Annotated in this window: 16 protein-coding genes; 11 read left to right on the forward strand and 5 right to left on the reverse strand. The window is 46.2% G+C overall.

The features are described from left to right. Nucleotides 1–64: 64 nt before the first annotated feature. Nucleotides 65–427: a hypothetical protein gene (locus QZW82_RS01830; RefSeq protein WP_293143633.1), complete on the reverse strand. Its 363-nt coding sequence runs from the start codon at nucleotides 425–427 to the stop codon at nucleotides 65–67. 301 nt (nucleotides 428–728) lie between these two features. Between QZW82_RS01830 and deoC the strand changes: the two genes are divergently transcribed. The 4 genes from deoC (at nucleotide 729) to QZW82_RS01850 (ending at nucleotide 5,547) form a co-directional block, all read left to right on the forward strand. Beyond that, nucleotides 729–1,409, forward strand: a complete 681-nt coding sequence (gene deoC / locus QZW82_RS01835; protein ID WP_293143636.1) for a deoxyribose-phosphate aldolase — start codon at nucleotides 729–731, stop codon at nucleotides 1,407–1,409. Between the two features lie 125 nt (nucleotides 1,410–1,534). Beyond that, nucleotides 1,535–2,410 (forward strand): DNA repair protein RecO, encoded by an 876-nt coding sequence (gene recO / locus QZW82_RS01840; protein ID WP_293143639.1) that lies wholly within the window; start codon nucleotides 1,535–1,537, stop codon nucleotides 2,408–2,410. A 318-nt stretch (nucleotides 2,411–2,728) separates the two neighbouring features. Next, nucleotides 2,729–4,294, forward strand: a complete 1,566-nt coding sequence (locus QZW82_RS01845) for an MFS transporter (RefSeq protein ID WP_293143642.1) — start codon at nucleotides 2,729–2,731, stop codon at nucleotides 4,292–4,294. A gap of 26 nt (nucleotides 4,295–4,320) precedes the next feature. Further along, a complete protein-coding gene (locus QZW82_RS01850) occupies nucleotides 4,321–5,547 on the forward strand; it encodes a glycosyltransferase family 4 protein (RefSeq protein ID WP_293143645.1) in 1,227 nt (408 codons plus the stop codon). A gap of 171 nt (nucleotides 5,548–5,718) precedes the next feature. Here QZW82_RS01850 and QZW82_RS01855 read toward each other — a convergent pair whose 3' ends face one another. Next, a complete protein-coding gene (locus tag QZW82_RS01855) occupies nucleotides 5,719–7,398 on the reverse strand; it encodes a phosphatidylglycerol lysyltransferase domain-containing protein (protein WP_293143648.1) in 1,680 nt (559 codons plus the stop codon). A 134-nt stretch (nucleotides 7,399–7,532) separates the two neighbouring features. Next, entirely contained in the window at nucleotides 7,533–8,447 is a 915-nt protein-coding gene (locus tag QZW82_RS01860) for an alpha/beta hydrolase-fold protein (protein ID WP_293143651.1), read from the reverse strand. Nucleotides 8,448–8,723: 276 nt separating this feature from the next. Between QZW82_RS01860 and QZW82_RS01865 the strand changes: the two genes are divergently transcribed. From QZW82_RS01865 to QZW82_RS01875, 3 genes are all read left to right on the forward strand, one after another. Next, the gene (locus QZW82_RS01865; RefSeq protein ID WP_293144015.1) at nucleotides 8,724–9,164 is read left to right on the forward strand and encodes an NUDIX hydrolase; all 441 of its coding nucleotides are present in this window, start codon (nucleotides 8,724–8,726) and stop codon (nucleotides 9,162–9,164) included. A gap of 171 nt (nucleotides 9,165–9,335) precedes the next feature. Further along, nucleotides 9,336–10,250 carry an NAD(P)H-dependent glycerol-3-phosphate dehydrogenase gene (locus tag QZW82_RS01870; RefSeq protein WP_293143654.1) on the forward strand — a complete coding sequence of 305 codons (915 nt, stop codon included), beginning with the start codon at nucleotides 9,336–9,338 and terminating at the stop codon, nucleotides 10,248–10,250. A gap of 100 nt (nucleotides 10,251–10,350) precedes the next feature. Then, complete coding sequence (locus QZW82_RS01875; RefSeq protein WP_293143657.1) at nucleotides 10,351–10,770, forward strand: EamA family transporter; 420 nt, start codon at nucleotides 10,351–10,353, stop codon at nucleotides 10,768–10,770. A 278-nt stretch (nucleotides 10,771–11,048) separates the two neighbouring features. On the opposite strand, the gene QZW82_RS01880 is transcribed toward QZW82_RS01875, so the two are convergent. Together QZW82_RS01880 and QZW82_RS01885 are read right to left on the reverse strand one after the other, a co-directional pair. Further along, on the reverse strand, nucleotides 11,049–11,354 hold the full coding sequence (locus tag QZW82_RS01880) for a DUF4090 family protein (RefSeq protein ID WP_293143660.1): 306 nt from the start codon (nucleotides 11,352–11,354) through the stop codon (nucleotides 11,049–11,051). A gap of 56 nt (nucleotides 11,355–11,410) precedes the next feature. Next, nucleotides 11,411–12,394, reverse strand: coding sequence for a threo-3-hydroxy-L-aspartate ammonia-lyase (locus QZW82_RS01885; protein WP_293143663.1), 984 nt, complete (start codon nucleotides 12,392–12,394; stop codon nucleotides 11,411–11,413). Between the two features lie 194 nt (nucleotides 12,395–12,588). Between QZW82_RS01885 and phnD the strand changes: the two genes are divergently transcribed. The 4 genes from phnD to phnE all read left to right on the forward strand — a co-directional run bounded on the left by phnD (nucleotide 12,589) and on the right by phnE (nucleotide 15,929). Continuing rightward, nucleotides 12,589–13,563, forward strand: a complete 975-nt coding sequence (gene phnD / locus QZW82_RS01890) for a phosphate/phosphite/phosphonate ABC transporter substrate-binding protein (RefSeq protein ID WP_293143666.1) — start codon at nucleotides 12,589–12,591, stop codon at nucleotides 13,561–13,563. A 338-nt stretch (nucleotides 13,564–13,901) separates the two neighbouring features. Next, a complete protein-coding gene (locus QZW82_RS01895) occupies nucleotides 13,902–14,255 on the forward strand; it encodes a hypothetical protein (RefSeq protein WP_293143669.1) in 354 nt (117 codons plus the stop codon). A gap of 26 nt (nucleotides 14,256–14,281) precedes the next feature. Beyond that, nucleotides 14,282–15,022: a phosphonate ABC transporter ATP-binding protein gene (locus tag QZW82_RS01900; protein WP_293143672.1), complete on the forward strand. Its 741-nt coding sequence runs from the start codon at nucleotides 14,282–14,284 to the stop codon at nucleotides 15,020–15,022. Between the two features lie 154 nt (nucleotides 15,023–15,176). Then, nucleotides 15,177–15,929 carry a phosphonate ABC transporter, permease protein PhnE gene (phnE, locus tag QZW82_RS01905; RefSeq protein WP_293143675.1) on the forward strand — a complete coding sequence of 251 codons (753 nt, stop codon included), beginning with the start codon at nucleotides 15,177–15,179 and terminating at the stop codon, nucleotides 15,927–15,929. Nucleotides 15,930–16,082: the final 153 nt, after the last annotated feature.

A 16,082-nucleotide genomic window follows, 5' to 3' on the forward strand; every position in this document is an offset into this window, starting at 1 on the left:
TTTGCAATTACACTAAGAGTGCAAATCTCGTAGTTCCAATAGCTCCAACTTCTGCTTAGCAAATTCAAGCAACCACAACCACTGTTTGAGCAGTCTCGCTCAGCAACAACCTGCCTGAAGCATCAATACTAAAATCCTTCCCCAGCACAAAACCCTTGCCCATCAAGCGCTTGCAAACAACCAGCGCCGTAATGCGACGAATTTCTTCCATCACGTCAGCAGGAATCAAATAACTCAAACTCCAGATCACCGACTCACAGTCAGACCAAATCAAGCGCTCAATACTGACAATCATCAAAGCAGCTACGCTGTCTGTTGACAGCCGCCCTCTGAGATCTGCAATCAAATCTTTACCAATTAAGCTATTGCGAGTCATCATCGCTCTAGCCATCTTTCCAATTTCTTGTTCGAGTTCTAAATGATTCATGCTTGGCACGGGCTGTTATGTTTTTAAAGCACTAATCGGAGTAAAAACAGTGACTGCTACCAGGCTCTGCTCTAGACTAGCTGACGCAGGCTCTACCACAACTCCTTTTAACAAAGTATACCTAAAGAAAGATTAAAAATGTATCTAAAGGCAGATACTAAAATTTATTTTTTTTGTCATAAATGGATGAACCAATTCCCACAATAGTTGGTCTGAGCAGCAACTCAGAGCCTGAGGCAAGTTAAGAATTGGTAAATTCGATACATAATAAAGATGTAGTTGCTTCGGAGAAAAAACAGCAATGGCTGCACAAGGGCCAGATATCGATATTGCCCCCTATATCGACCACGCCCTCATCGATCCGGGCGCCACTCCCGAGCAAGTAGAACACTGCTGCCAACAAGCAGAAAGATTTGGGTTTGCCACAGTTTGCGTGTATCCCGCCTACGTGCGACAAGCGGTAAGTCTTCTGCACGGCACAAAGCCAAAAGTTTCGACAGTCATAGGTTTTCCCACGGGAGCAACCACATCAGCAGTCAAACTCTACGAAGCTCTAGAAGCGGCAGACAGCGGAGCCGTTGAGTTAGATGTCTCGGTCAATTTAGGATTGTTGAAAGCCGGAAAAAGCGACGAATTTCACCGGGAATTGGCCGAAATTTGCGAAGAAACCGGACTAACTATCAAGGCAATTATCGAATGCTCGATGCTTTCTGATGAGGAAAAACAATTAGCGGCTGAGCTTTGCATGGAGGCGGGCGCCGTTTATATCAAAACTAACACGGGCTTTTTTGGTGGGGCGACAGTTGAAGATGTACGGTTGTTGAAGGAATTTACTAAGGGAAGGGTTGGTATTAAAGCGGCCGGAGGAATTCGCACTCACGAACAAGCTATCGATTTGATCGTGGCTGGTGCGACTCGTTTGGGGACTTCTCGCGGCCCGGAATTAATCCGCCAGCGAGATAATTTAAATCAGACTCATTAGTCATTGGAAGGTACGTTGTTGCGCTTGGGCGCTCTTTAATCTATGAAAGAGCGCTCAAGCGCAACTACGTACCTCAAAATTAATTCCTATAAGAATGCCGTTGTAAATCTAAAATCTAAAATCTAGTGACTCGAACTTACAAAGCAATTGGAATCAATCTTAAGAGTGCGCCGATCGGCGAATCCGATCGCCTGCTGACAGTTTTGACACGGGAATTCGGCTTAATTAAAGCTGTAGCGCCCGGTGTTCGCAAACAGCGATCGAGCATTGGCGGGAGAAGCGAGTTATTTGTTGTCAACGAATTGCTGATCGCCAAAGGCCGATCGCTCGACAAGATTACCCAAGCCTCCACCGTCGAATCCTATCCGGGTTTGAGCCGCAACCTCGGAAAACTATCAGCCGCACAATATCTGGCCGAATTGGCGATCGCCAGCGCCCTATCCGACGAGCCGCAAGAATCACTGTTCTTTTTGCTGGGGGAACACTTGAGCCGTTTGGAGCGTTTGTCCGATCGCACAGAAATTGAATCCGCCGCCCTGCTAGTCGCCCATCTAGCCCAGGGTATTTTTCACTTGCTAGCCCTAGCAGGCCTCGCGCCCCAAGTCCAAGTCTGCTGTGCTACCAGAGAGCCACTCATCCCAAATTTCACAGATCCGAACTGGGAAACCGGGTTTAGTATACCCTCTGGGGGAACCTTCAGCTTGCTGGAGCTAGCTAACCTAGAGGCAGAACTTTCCTCACAAACCGGCAGCCTGTACAGATCCAGCTCCCGTTCCCGGCAAACGAGCGACAGCAAACACTTGATAAATTTCCATATTAATGCTAAAGAATTAGCTGCACTGCAACAGTTGGGTAGTGCAGAACTAGGAGAGGGGATTGCCGATCGCGCGACTTGGATATCAGTAGAAAATATTTTGCGGCAATATGCCCAGTATCATTTAGGTTGCACGATTCGATCGGGAAGCTCGATCGACACCTACTTGGAGAGTTTTGAGTTTTAAATTTTGAATCTCGTGGAGTAAAAATCTCACGGAATAGCAGGGGTTTGAAGCCCCAGCATGAAGGCAGATTGTGATAAGAACGAAGTTTAAATCTCCATTCTCATCACTTCGCTGTCAACTGTCAACTGTCAACTGTCAACTGTTTAACTCAGCTTGCGGGATATCCGAACCTGTAAGCAATTTCAGGTAAATGCTCAAAATTCTTGCAAAACTAGATAATAAGAAAAGTTACGAGTTATTAAATTTAGAGGTTAACGCCTCAATTTGAATTCCCATCCCCCCAAGCTCAACCATCCCAGGCGATCCACCCCAAATCCTATGATGCGACTGTCCGATACTGATTTGAGAAGATCTATTTTAGCTGTGACCCACCACAAGATGGAAGAACGAGAAAATTTTCCAGATTTTGACTCATCGCCCGTCTTTGCCGATCGACAATGGAGTAACGCCCAAGACCCAGAAATGGACAAATATCCCACAAATCCAGAAATAGACTGGAACAACAGCCAGGAACCAGAAGCCATCCCCCCGCTGTCAACCGCAGCAACCGCAGCAGAGCTCGCGGAAGCAGCAGGCGAAACTCCCGAGCAACAAACCGGATTTCTGCCGGTGTTGAAAAACCGAAATTTTCTAGCCTTGTGGAGCGGTCAAGTTTTCTCGCAACTAGCAGATAAAGTTTATCTCGTACTGACGATCGCCCTGGTAGCCAGCAGATTTCAAGCGCCAGATCAAACCATCAGCAGGTGGGTATCGGCAATCATGATCGCCTTTACCATACCGGCGGTATTATTTGGGGCTGCTGCGGGCGTATATGTCGATCGTTGGTCGAAAAAAGCTGTGCTCGTAGCCACAAACCTGCTGCGGGGAGGCTTCGTCTTAACATTACCCCTGCTGCTGTGGCTGTCTGACGGGTGGGAACTCGGTCAACTACCGCTCGGATTCTGCCTGCTGCTGCTAGTAACATTCCTAGTTTCGACCCTAACTCAATTTTTCGCCCCAGCAGAACAGTCAGTAATTCCCTTAATTGTGGAACGCCGCCACCTGCTATCGGCAAACTCGCTCTACACCACAACCATGATGGGTTCGGTGATTATCGGCTTTGCAGTCGGAGAACCCTTACTAGCCTTAGCCGACACCCTATTTACCAATCTCGGTGGCGGACTCGGAATCGGCAAAGAATTAGTAGTCGGGGGAAGTTACGCCTTCGCCGGAGTGCTGTTGCTGTCGATGAAAACAGGCGAAAAAAACGAAGTCGAACACGAACCGCCGCATCCCCTAGCAGATTTAAAAGACGGGCTGCGTTACATCAACGATCAACCGAAAGTCCGCAATGCTTTAATTCAACTAATTATTCTATTTTCCATTTTTGCAGCCTTAGCAGTTCTAGCGGTGCGGCTGGCAGAAATCCTGCCCGGTATGAAAGCGTCGCAATTTGGCTTTTTGCTGGCTGCGGTGGGCGTCGGGATGGCTGCTGGGGCGACGACAGTCGGCTATCTCGGCCACAAATTTTCTCACTCCCAACTGAGTTTAATCGGATCTGTGGGTATGGCAGTTGCTCTGATCGGTATTTCTGCATTTACGCACCATTTGTGGATCTCGGTGCTGTTCATTACCCTGTTGGGTTTGTTTGCCTCGTTGGTGGGAGTGCCGATGCAGACGACAATTCAAGCAGAAACCCCAGAAGAAATGCGGGGAAAAGTCTTTGGGCTGCAAAACAATGCGACTAATATCGCTTTGAGTTTACCATTAGCTTTAGCGGGAGTAGCCGAAACATTTCTGGGTTTGCCGACGGTATTTTTGGCTTTAGCAGGATTGGCGATCGCAGGTGGCGTCTTAACCTGGTATATTTCCCGTAGCACTAATAGCAAAGTCGATCGAATTTAAAAAATAACAAACTCTGATTTACTCGAATGCACATCGCTTGGCTAGGAAAAAAATCACCTTTTTGCGGTAATGTAACTTACTCCAGGGAAGTCACTAACGCACTATTAGACCGCGAATACCAGGTCAGTTTCCTGCACTTTGCCCAAGAAGCGGGCCAAATTGACAGGAATAATGCCGCGTGGAGCGTAGCAAATGGAAAATGGGGAAGTGGAATTACTCCAACTTCATATACCAATTCGCTTTCGCCCGCGAGTTGCAACGAAGTTTCTTTACCCTGTCACTACAAATCGCAAATTTATACGATTCCAACTCTCAAATCCCGCACAGTGTTGATGAAGTCTTTGCGGCGGCTGAAACCGGATGTTGTTCACGCTTCCCTGACGCTTTCGCCCCTAGACTTTCTGCTACCGGAAATTTGTCAAGAATTGAATTTGCCTTTGGTGGCGACTTTTCACCCGCCGTTCGATCGCAAATTGCGGAATTTGACATCGGGAACCCAACACCTGATGTATCAACTGTACGCTCCGTTTTTGGCTAACTACGACTCGACGATCGTCTTTTCTTACATTCAGCGGGATATTTTGGTGAAGTTGGGAGTGCCGGAAGAACGGGTAGCTGTGATTCCCAACGGCGTAGACGCGGCGAAGTATTCGCCCGGGCCTTCAAACTTGAAGTCGGAATTAAAAGCCGATCGACTTTTTGTATATCAAGGCCGCATTGCCCCCGAGAAAAATGTTGAGGCTTTGCTGAAGGCCTGGAAACAATGTAATTTTGGGCCTGGTAACGTATTGGCGATCGTAGGCGACGGGCCCCTCGCCGCCTCCCTGCAACTGTCCTACGGCGAAGAGGACGGCATTGTATGGCTCGGATTTGTCGCCGAGGAGGAACGCCGGATCGAAATTCTGCGCGGTGCAGATGTATTTATTTTGCCTTCTTTGGTGGAGGGACTGTCGCTGTCGCTGCTGGAAGCGATGGCCTGCGGTTTAGCTTGTTTGGCAACGGATGCCGGTGCTGACGGAGAAGCCTTGGAGGAAGGCGCGGGGATAGTTTTGAACACTCAGCGGGTGCGGAGTCAGTTACTAACTTTGCTGCCGCTGTTTTGCGATCATCCTGAGTTCGGAATGCTGCTGGGTCAAAAAGCACGCCAACGGGCGATCGAGCGTTACACTCTCAGTCAGAATATTACTGAGTTGGAAAAGCTGTATTCAGAGGTTTTGCAGAAGCAGCGGGTGCCGCTGCGGGGCTTGGCATAGAGAAGGAAGAAGGAAGAAGGAAGAAGGAAAGATTGCCGTATGGTTCGTAGTGCGGACTTTAGTCCGCTCTTTGGAAGAAGGAAGAAGGAATGAGTGTCGTATGGTTCGTAGTGCGGACTTTAGTCCGCTCTTTGGCTGCGGACTAAAGTCCGCACTACAAACCAATTTTCTCTAACTTCCCGGGCGCAAATAGTCAAAAAGTCTATCGCCCGAATCGGCCCGAATCAAAGCAACCACAACATCCGGCAAACTTCCCCAACTCGGATAAACAAAATAACGCGGTTCCCAGCGCGGCCCAAACTTATCTTTAAAACTGTGCAGTCCCTTAAAATTATAAAACTTGCTCAAGTGATCCGAAAGATAAATTAAAACCTTTTCCAAACGCCCGGATTTCCCAGGTTCTCCGACTCCCGCCAACGCCGACAAACCCAAATCGAATTCTACATAGCCCAACTCTTGACAGTGCTGCAACATCGAAGCAAACAAACACTCCATCGTGCCGTTTTCTACCTCAGTACGGCGCCGCATTAAATCAACTCCAACCACTCTATCGCCCACCGATATCATATTAGCAAAAGCACTAATTTTACCGTCGGGAGTGTGGATGGCTGCGACCCGAGTTTTCTGCAAATATGCCTCATCAAACCAACCGACAGAAAACTGTTTTTCGGCACCCTGAACCATTTGCAGCCACTCGTCACTGACGAATTTCATCTTTCGCATCAACTCCAAACTTAAAGGAGGCTCGTGAAATTTGACTTGATGGCCGGCTTTTGTGAGTCGGTTGATTGCAGTTCTCAAGTTTTGATTTGCCTTGCCTTTGAGAGTAAAAGTTTTGAGATCAACAATTGCTTCTTCACCAATTTGCACCACTCGAAAACCGAGATTAGAATACATTTCTAGATCGTCGGGCAAAGTTTGATAGAATGCAGGATACCAGTCATTGCGATCGCAAAACTCTTGAAACCCCAGAATAGCCTCTTTGCGGTCTTCTGGGAGGCCGATGGGGTCTCCAAGGGCGATCGCACCTCTACCTTTGGGCACATAGGCGATCGTACTTTTACCCGAAGGACTAAAATAATAAGATTTATCCTCAAGCAACGCCAATTTTGCCAGTGTTGTCCGCCCGTATTTTTCTACAATTTCTCTAGCTTCATTCCGTTCCGAAAAACTCGCCGAATTTCGCAGCAGCACCGGGCGCAGCAGCATCAAAAGTGCATAACCAATCGTTACCGCACCTACAGCATAAATCGAATCCGCAAAAAAGCTAGCAAACCTAGTTTTCGGAACCAAACCCGCATTATCCGCCGTAAAAAACATGGCGAAAGTTTGGAATATAGCATCGTCCCAATCGAAATTAATTGCTTTTTCGTTAACTTCAAAACGCCCGTCTAAAATGTAAAAACCAGCCGTACCGTAAGCTAGCGTAAACAGCAAAGCGCCCAGCAAAACTCGGATTCCTTGAGCAATTGAAGGGCGATCGGATTTAGCAGTAAACGTCTTCCGCATCACCAACAACTGAAACAGCAGCACCCCAGAAAGCAAACTTTCTTCAACATCCAATCCCTTGACTAGATGAGTTAAAATAGAAGCAATTAACAATCCCACCGTCAGCAACCAAGCAACCCGCTTGCGACGCAACAAATTAGTTGCCAGAGTTAGCAGCATAAATCCGATAACGGCTGCAAAAAAATGCCCGCCCGCCCGCACGGGAAAAGGAAAAAATGGTTCCAGCCAATTTCGGCGATCGGGTAAACTGGGAGTTACAGCAGACAGCAGGTTAATAACTCCAACCAATCCAGTTAAAAATGATGCAGTCCAGAGTCCAATCCTAGTTTTTTGGGATAACACAGTTCACCTTTGTAAATTTTAGCAATTTGTGATAGGAATCTTTTATGAAAGTAATCGCAGAGGGTTATTTCGATTTCGACGCACACCAAACAATAACATCTAAGAATTATACGAACCCAGATAAAAGAATCAGGCTATCGGACATCACCCGCTATCTTAAACTGACCTCCAACATAACTCAAAGAATCCGCTAAATGCTTGTGCCAATAATTCCAACCCACATCCGGGCCGACAATTCCGTGCCCGCCAGGAAATTTGTTAAACTCGTTAGAGATGCCCAAACTATTTAATTGTTCGTGAAATTGTTGCGTAGAAGTCAGAAATTTTTCGTCTCCTTCCCCCGCATCTAAATAAGCCCGCAGTCTCTGTCTGTCTTTGGTAGAAAGTTTCGGCACTAAATATTTAGGACTGTTAGCTTTGCCACTTTGATCGGTAAAATAACCGCTGTGGCTGAACAGAATATTAAAATTATTTAAATATCGCAAACCGATATTAAAAGCTCCCCACCCCCCCGAAGATTGTCCTCCCATTGCCCAGAATTTGGGGTCTTCCAGCGTTCTGTAGCGCGATTTTACAATTTGAACCAACTCGGAGCCGATCGCAGTTCCTACCTTACCGTTAGGCCCGTCAAAATACTGCGGGTCCCACAAAGGACTCGTCCCGCGCTTGTCATTTCCGTCAGGGGTAATGATAATTGACGGTGGCAATCTTTTGCTTTTATATAAATCGTGGAGCACGGAAGTAACAGCAGCTTTGTCTTGATAGGCGCGCGCATCTCCGTGCCCGCCGTGTAGCAAAAAAATCACTGGATAGCGCTGTTTAGGATTTTTTGCATACCCGGGAGGTAGAATTAAGCCGTAGGTGCGCTCTGAATTCATAGCTGCACTTTTATATGTTTTGAGTTCAAATTTTAAGTCGGCATCGGCTATGATTTTCGGAGGGTCTAATTGAGGTGCTCCGGCAATAAACACGTACCAGTATCCCGTCGCACCTAGCAGGAGGATTGTACCCGCACCAATACCTAAAACTTTTCCCAGCCACTTAGGCATAATGTTACTTGTTATTTGTTATTTGTTATTTGTTATTTGTTATTTGTTACTTGTTATTTGTTATTTGTTATTTGTTACTTGTTACTTGTTACTTGTTACTTGTTACTTGTTACATATAAAATCATTAATGCCCGATGCCCGATGCCCTGTTTGCCCGATGCCCAATGCCCAATGCCCAATGCCCAATGCCCGATGCCCAATGCCCGATGCCCGATGCCCGATGCCCTGTTTGCCCAATGCCCAATGCCCGATGCCCAATTACCAATTATCAAATCCGTGAATTATAGGAATCCTGCACCTACAGTTGATATTATCATTGAATTGGTCGATCGCCCGCAGCGACCGATCGTCCTCATAGAACGCCTGCATATTCCCTACGGCTGGGCGATTCCTGGGGGCTTTGTCGATTACGGGGAATCGGTAGAAACGGCGGCTAAGCGCGAAGCTTTAGAAGAAACAAGTTTGAATGTAGAATTAATCGAGCAATTTTACGTTTATTCCGATCCCAATCGCGACGCGCGGCAACATACAATCAGTATTGTATTCTTGGCTGCGGCAACGGGCGAACCTCAAGCTGCGGATGATGCTAAAAATTTACAAATTTTTGAATCTTGGCAGATTCCTAGTGAGTTGTGTTTCGATCACAGGAGTATTTTACGCGATTATTGGCGTTACCGTCATTATGGATTGCGGCCGCGTTTGACAGTTGACAGTTGACAGTTGTTACTTGTTACAAAAAAGGTTTGTAGTGCGGACTTCAGTCCGCAGCAGAAAGCGGACTGAAGTCCGCACTACGAACCTTACTTATTTCCCGGTTAATCGGCCGGAGATGACATAAAGAATGCCAAATGGTTTTCGGTTCAAGCAATTACCAATTACCCATTACCAATGAAAATTCTGACAATATTAGGCGGAGGTGCATGGGGTTGTGCCCTGGCAAATCTGGGAGGTAAAAAGGGCGATCGGGTAAATTTGTGGTCGCGCCGCAGTTCTTTTAGTCTAGAATCAGTTATAACTGGCGCCGATGTTGTGGTTTCGGCGGTTGCGATGAAAGGAGTTGGCGAAACAGTCGATCGCCTGCTTGCCTTAAATCCAAATCCCAGTACAATTATAGTTACTGTCACCAAAGGTTTAGACCCCGCCACGACGCGCACTCCGTCTCAAATTTGGCAAAATGCCTTTCCTGACAATCCAATTGTCGTACTTTCGGGCCCCAATCTTTCCGAAGAAATTCAGCAAGGATTACCCGCTGCGACGGTAGCGGCGAGTTTAGATTTAGCGGCGGCCAAACAAGTGCAGACTATTTATAGTTCGGATATTTTTCGGGTTTATGTCAATCAAGATCCCCTGGGGACTGAGTTGGGCGGCACTTTGAAGAATGTTTTTGCGATCGCCGCTGGTGTTTGCGATGGTTTACAATTAGGAACTAATGCTAAATCTGCTTTGTTAACTCGCGCTTTGCCGGAAATGATTCGGGTGGGAGTTCGGTTGGGAGCTCGCGCCGAAACGTTTTACGGTTTGTCTGGTTTGGGAGATTTACTCGCTACTTGCAATAGTTCTTTGTCGCGCAATTATCGGGTTGGTTTCGGATTGGCGAAAGGCAAGTCTTTGGAGGAAGTTGTGCAGGAATTGCAGAGCACTGCTGAGGGAGTTAATACTACTAATGTATTGATTGATTTGGCGGATAGGCGCGAGATTGAAGTCCCTGTATCCAGTCAAGTTTACCGTTTGCTAAATGGTGAAATTACTCCCGAACAAGCTGTTTTATCACTGATGGAACGTGCTTTGAAACCGGAGAATTAAGAACCGTACAGGTGGCGATTAGCGAAAATTTATCAAATGCGATCGCAATCTAGAGTCTAGTACAACTAGCACCAAATAATGCACTTGCCTTCTTGAAACAATGGTTAAAATACCCAATTGGTTAATCTATGCACTCATTTGTTCGCTATTATACGGTATTTGGGGATTTTTTGGGAAGTTAGCGACTAAATATATTGACTACAAAACAGTTTTTGTTTATGAAACAATCGGCGCTATTTTAACTACAGTATTCATTCTTGCCAACAGTAAAAACTTGAGCCTTGAGGGAAATATTGCAGGAATCCTATCTGCTTTATTAATCGGTGTTTGCGGAACTGTGGCATCTGTGATTTTTCTGAGATCCATTGAAAGCGGGCCAGTTATCAGCGTCATCAGCATTACATCCCTTTACCCACTAATTACTGTATTTCTATCATATTTCTTTCTGAAAGAACCAATTACAATCCCGCAAATTATTGCTCTTGTGCTAGCCATAGTTTCAGTTATACTTGCGTCTTAGTTGAAATACATCCCCTTTGTCAATTTTTCATTGAGGGGGAAACCGGGTTTTTGCGATAAATATTGCATCAAAACACTTAATCATATCATATCCGGTCGATTACCATAACAAAAATGGTTTGTAGTGCGGACTTCAGTCCGCAGCTTTTTGCGGACTGAAGTCCGCACTACGAACTAATACGAACTAATCTTATTGCGGTTAATCTATCGGACACAATATCATGGAACAACCCGGTTTCTTTGGTATCTTATATTTCGCGTTTCTGCGTTACCTAATTGTTACTTACCGCCGTAATAAAAGGCAACTTCTTTGTCTTTTAGCGGTGCGAAGTCAGCAGCAATTAACATTGGATCGAGTTCTGCTTGAGACAAGTGTTTGACTCCAATGCGGACAATGCGCGATCGCATGGTGTTCGACACGCCGCTGCGCTGTCTCCCGGCTTCTAATCCCATTACTTTCTCGTACAGGTCTAATTTTGCTTTCGGAATCGCAGTGCCGTCAAAATCGATTCCTGAGGCGATCGCCACATCGATCGCATCTGCACCAGTTGTAGATTGAGCGGCTGAGTTTGTTTCTGAAGACATTGTGCTGTGATATCAAAGTTTGTTGTGGGAGCATCTTACCAGAGAACTATCCCCATCTAAGCAAAAAAGCGATCGACCTCTCTAATATCCACATTTCCACCGCTGACAATCACGCCAACTCTCTTATTTTCAGCTTTCACAACTCCTGACAGCAAAGCCGCCGCAGCTAACACTCCCGTCGGTTCAACAACAATCTTCATCCGCTCCCACATAAAAAACATTGTATTGCGAATTTGCGCTTCCGAAACTGTTGCCATATCGTCCACATAATGCAGTACCAAAGGAAAAGTCAATTTCCCCAAAGACGGGGTGCGCGCACCGTCAGCAATAGTATCCGGGTTGCTAACAGTTTGCAGCGTTTTGGTGCGGAACGATCGCACGGCATCATCTGCTTGCTCGGGTTCCACCCCTATGACTGTACACTTCGGAGACAAAGTTTTAGCTGCGATCGCACATCCCGACAATAAACCTCCACCGCCGCAGCAAACCAGCAGCAAATCCAACTCCCCAACTTCTGCGATCAATTCCAGCGCCGCCGTACCTTGTCCCGCGATCACTCGCGCGTCATCATAAGGAGGAATAATTGTCAAGTGTCGTTCCCTGGCAATTTGGGCGGTGAGCTCTTCGCGGGAAACTTGAGTGCGATCGTACAAAACAATTTCGGCACCATAGCCGCGAGTCGCTTCCTGCTTGACTTTGGGCGCATCTGCCGGCATTACCACAGTAGCGCGAATTGACAGCAACTGTGCGGCAAGGGCGATCGCCTGCGCGTGATTTCCCGAAGAAAAAGTCACTACTCCGTTGTGTTTTTGGGCTTCCGATAGCTGCATCAAAGCATTGCAAGCACCCCGAAATTTAAACGAGCCCGTCCGCTGAAAGTTCTCGCACTTGAAAAATACCTGAGAATTTGTCCGTTTGTTGAAAGTTGTCGAAGTCAGCACCGGTGTCTTGAAAGCTTTGCCCTGCAAGCGCTTTGCCGCCGCCTCCACATCAGCAAAACAGACTTGCAAAGCATTTTTATCGGTAAAGTTGGCTGTCATATTGTTTCTGCCTGGGGTGCTTGGGCGGGATTATATCATATATAGCGTCAAAGCTTAATCAATTTTGATGATATGACATATCGGAAATTATTATCTATTGACTATTGCAACTAATTACCAAAAGCGTTGTAGGATAACATCAAGGTTATTGCAATAGATTATCAAAAAGTTGCGGTTGTGCAGGAGAGGAATTAATGAATGCAAAGTTTAAAGTGCTAGCAAGCGCTAGCGCAGGATTGTTGCTGCTAGCGGGTTTGACAGCGAATGCAATGGGAATTGGGCAGAAGGCGATCGCGCAAACAACCCCAAAGGGCGATCTAGATTTAACAGCACAAGCAGCTATAAGTCGCATTAGGATCGTATTTGCCAACCGCAGAGATGCTACAGACTTGCAAAACAAAGCCAATCAAGTAGCTGCAATACTCTCAAAAGAAATCGGAATGCCCGTGGAAGCAGTCATCGGCGACGAAACCGCCGCTGTAGAAGCATTGAGGGCGAATAGGGCAGATGTCGCATTTGTAGCAGGGCGCGCGGCATTAAAAGCAGAACAATTAGCCAAAGCGCGGATGTATTTAGCAGAAGTTCGCAGTGATTATTCCGGCGGAAATACCTACGATTCTGTGTTTGTAGTGCGGCAAGATAGTCCGCTGCGCCCGAAAGGTTCAGCAAAGCAAACCCTCGAACAATTGAAGGGTAAAAAAATGGCTTTCACATCTCGAACTTCCGGTTCAGGATTTATTTTCCCAGTCTCAGAATTAGTAGGTCAAGGATTAGTCTCAGGCCCGGATAGACTGGAAAATTTCTTTGGAAATGTTACCTACGGCGACGGTTACGGGAGCGCTTTGCAATCAGTTTTAAGAGGTCAAGCAGAAGTCGCAGCCGTCTCGGAATACGCTTTACTACCGCCTTGGATTACAGCAGAAGAAGGCAAGAAATTGCGAGTTTTGCAGCAGATACCAGGAGTTCCAGCCCACGGAATTGTAATTGACGATAGCATTCCGGCACCAATGCGAGAAAAACTCATCAATGCTTTCATGAAAATGAACGAACCTGCAAACAATCAATTGTTCCGCAGCTTGTACAATTCCCAAAAATTGGTAAAAGTCGATCATGCTAGCCATTTAGCAAGCTTGCGCCAAGCTTTGGTGCGTGCTAAACTCGAACCGTAAAATCAAGGTTCGTAGTGAGGACTTCAGTCCGCATAAATATCAGACGACTAAATTTATCACGTAAAATCAAGGTTCGTAGTGAGGACTTTAGTCCGCAGAAAAGCCGGACAAAAATCCTCACATCGTAAAACAAAGGTTCGTAGTGAGGACTTTAGTCCGCAGAAAAAAGAAGGACAAAAATCCTCACATCGTAAAACAAAGGTTCGTAGTGAGGACTTTAGTCCGCAGAAAAGCCGGACAAAAATCCTCACACCGTAAAACAAAGGTTCGTAGTGAGGACTTTAGTCCGCAGAAAAAAGAAGGACAAAAATCCTCACATCGTAAAACAAAGGTTCGTAGTGAGGACTTTAGTCCGCAGAAAAGCCGGACAAAAATCCTCACACCGTAAAACAAAGGTTCGTAGTGAGGACTTCAGTCCGCAGAAAAAAGAAGGACAAAAATCCTCACATCGTAAAACAAAGGTTCGTAGTGAGGACTTTAGTCCGCAGAAAAAAGAAGGACAAAAATCCTCACATCGTAAAACAAAGGTTCGTAGTGAGGACTTTAGTCCGCAGAAAAAAGAAGGACTAAAGTCCTCACTACAAACCTATTTTATTGTTGGTAGTCAGGAAGTTCGTCCGCAGAAAAAAGCAGGACTAAAGTCCTCACTACGAACCTATTTTATTGTAGGTGGTCGCTATGACATTGTTTGAGCCAAATTTGTTAACAAATAATTCCTATGACTATCGAATGTAGCAAGTTAGAAACAGCTTATTCAACCTCGCTCAAACGCCCGATTTTGAACGGAATTGATTGCAAAATTAAGCAGGGCGAATTTGTAGCACTTCTTGGTTTAAACGGTGCCGGAAAATCTACTCTTTTACGTTCTTTTGTCGGATTAGTTCCCGTCAAAAGCGGAGAAATTCGGATTAACGATAATGCGATCACTTCGCACACCTTGAGGCGAATTCGGCGCGATATTGGCTTGATTTTTCAAGGTGGCGGATTGATTAAACAGCTACCTGCGATCGACAATGTGCTGTGTGGTTGCTTGGGAGGATTGAATACTTGGGAGACTCTGTGGGGTTTTCCAAAGCAAAAGCGCGATCGAGCTTTTGACCTACTCGCAGACTTCGGACTCATAGACCTAGCATACCAAAAAACCGGACTGCTAAGCGGCGGACAACAGCAAAAAGTCGCCATCGCCCGCGCCTTAATCCAATCACCGCAGATTTTACTCGCAGACGAGCCCACCACCGGATTAGACGTAATCGCAGCCCAACAAGTAATGGAAATTCTGGCGAAGCTGCACCGAGAACAAGGCATGACCGTAGTTGTAGTATTGCACGACTTAGGAATGGCAAGCAGATATCCAGAAAGAGCGATCGTCCTAGATGCCGGTCAGATAGTCTATGATGGCAAATGTCAAAACCTGTCAGAAAAATTTAGCAAATCAACACATCCCAAACTAGCAGTGTGAACTCCCCTCTTCTCCCCTCTTCCTCTGTGTTCTCTGCGCCCTCTGCGGTTCACAAAAAAGCCCCTTCATCAAACAAAAAAATAGCCGTACATAAATCTCAAAACCAACTGAAATGATCGAAAAAAAATCAACTAACTTCTCAAAAAATTATAGCTTGATTAAAACCCCAGGTATTACAACAATCTTAATTGTAATTTACGGTTGGGCCTTGCAGGGATTAGAAATAGATGCCACAACATTGGCTAGCAGTTGGCCATACATGACAGATTTTATGTCCCGCTTGTGGCCGCCAAATCTCGAAATTATCGACGTAGCAATTAACGCCTTAATCGAAACAGTTCAAATGTCGCTGTGGGGAACCACAATCGGCGCGATTCTTTCCGTACCGATTGCGATTTGTAGCGCCCACAATATAGCACCAAAGTGGTTGCAGTGGCTAGCTAATTTATTGCAAAATGCGGTGCGATCCGTTCCTTCAATTGTCCTGGGATTGCTGTTTGTATCCGCGACTGGTTTGGGCGCGCCGGCTGGTACTTTGGCTTTGGGAATTTATACAATAGGTTATCTTGCTAAATTTTATCAGGAGGCGATCGAGTCTGTGGAAGCGCGATCGATCGAATCGTTGCAAGTAGGAGGCGCATCTTGGCTGCAAGTTGCCCAATACGGCATTTTCCCGCAAGTGTTGCCGCTAGCCCTGGGCTACACGCTGTGGATGTTTGAATACAACATCCGGGCGGCTTCGGTGTTGGGTGTTGTGGGCGCCGGCGGAATTGGTTTTGAATTAGTCAATTATATTCGAGCTTTTGAATACAACAAAGCCACTACCATGATGTTAGTGCTGTTAGTTGTCGTGACTGCGATCGATGTAATTAGCAGCAAATGGCGGCAGCGGTTGGAAACGAGGTAATGGAGACGGCAGTTGAAGTCTTCCGTAGGGTGTGTCGCCCTCAAAAAACTCTGAATCCACACAGACAATCTCATAGCGACGCACCGACACCGTTCCAGAATTCTTGTCAAGAAACCCCAAAAATATATTGTAACGGAAACGGCGGTTGAAACC

This window comes from Microcoleus sp. bin48.metabat.b7b8b9.023 (assembly GCF_013299185.1).
GTDB lineage: Bacteria > Cyanobacteriota > Cyanobacteriia > Cyanobacteriales > Microcoleaceae > Microcoleus.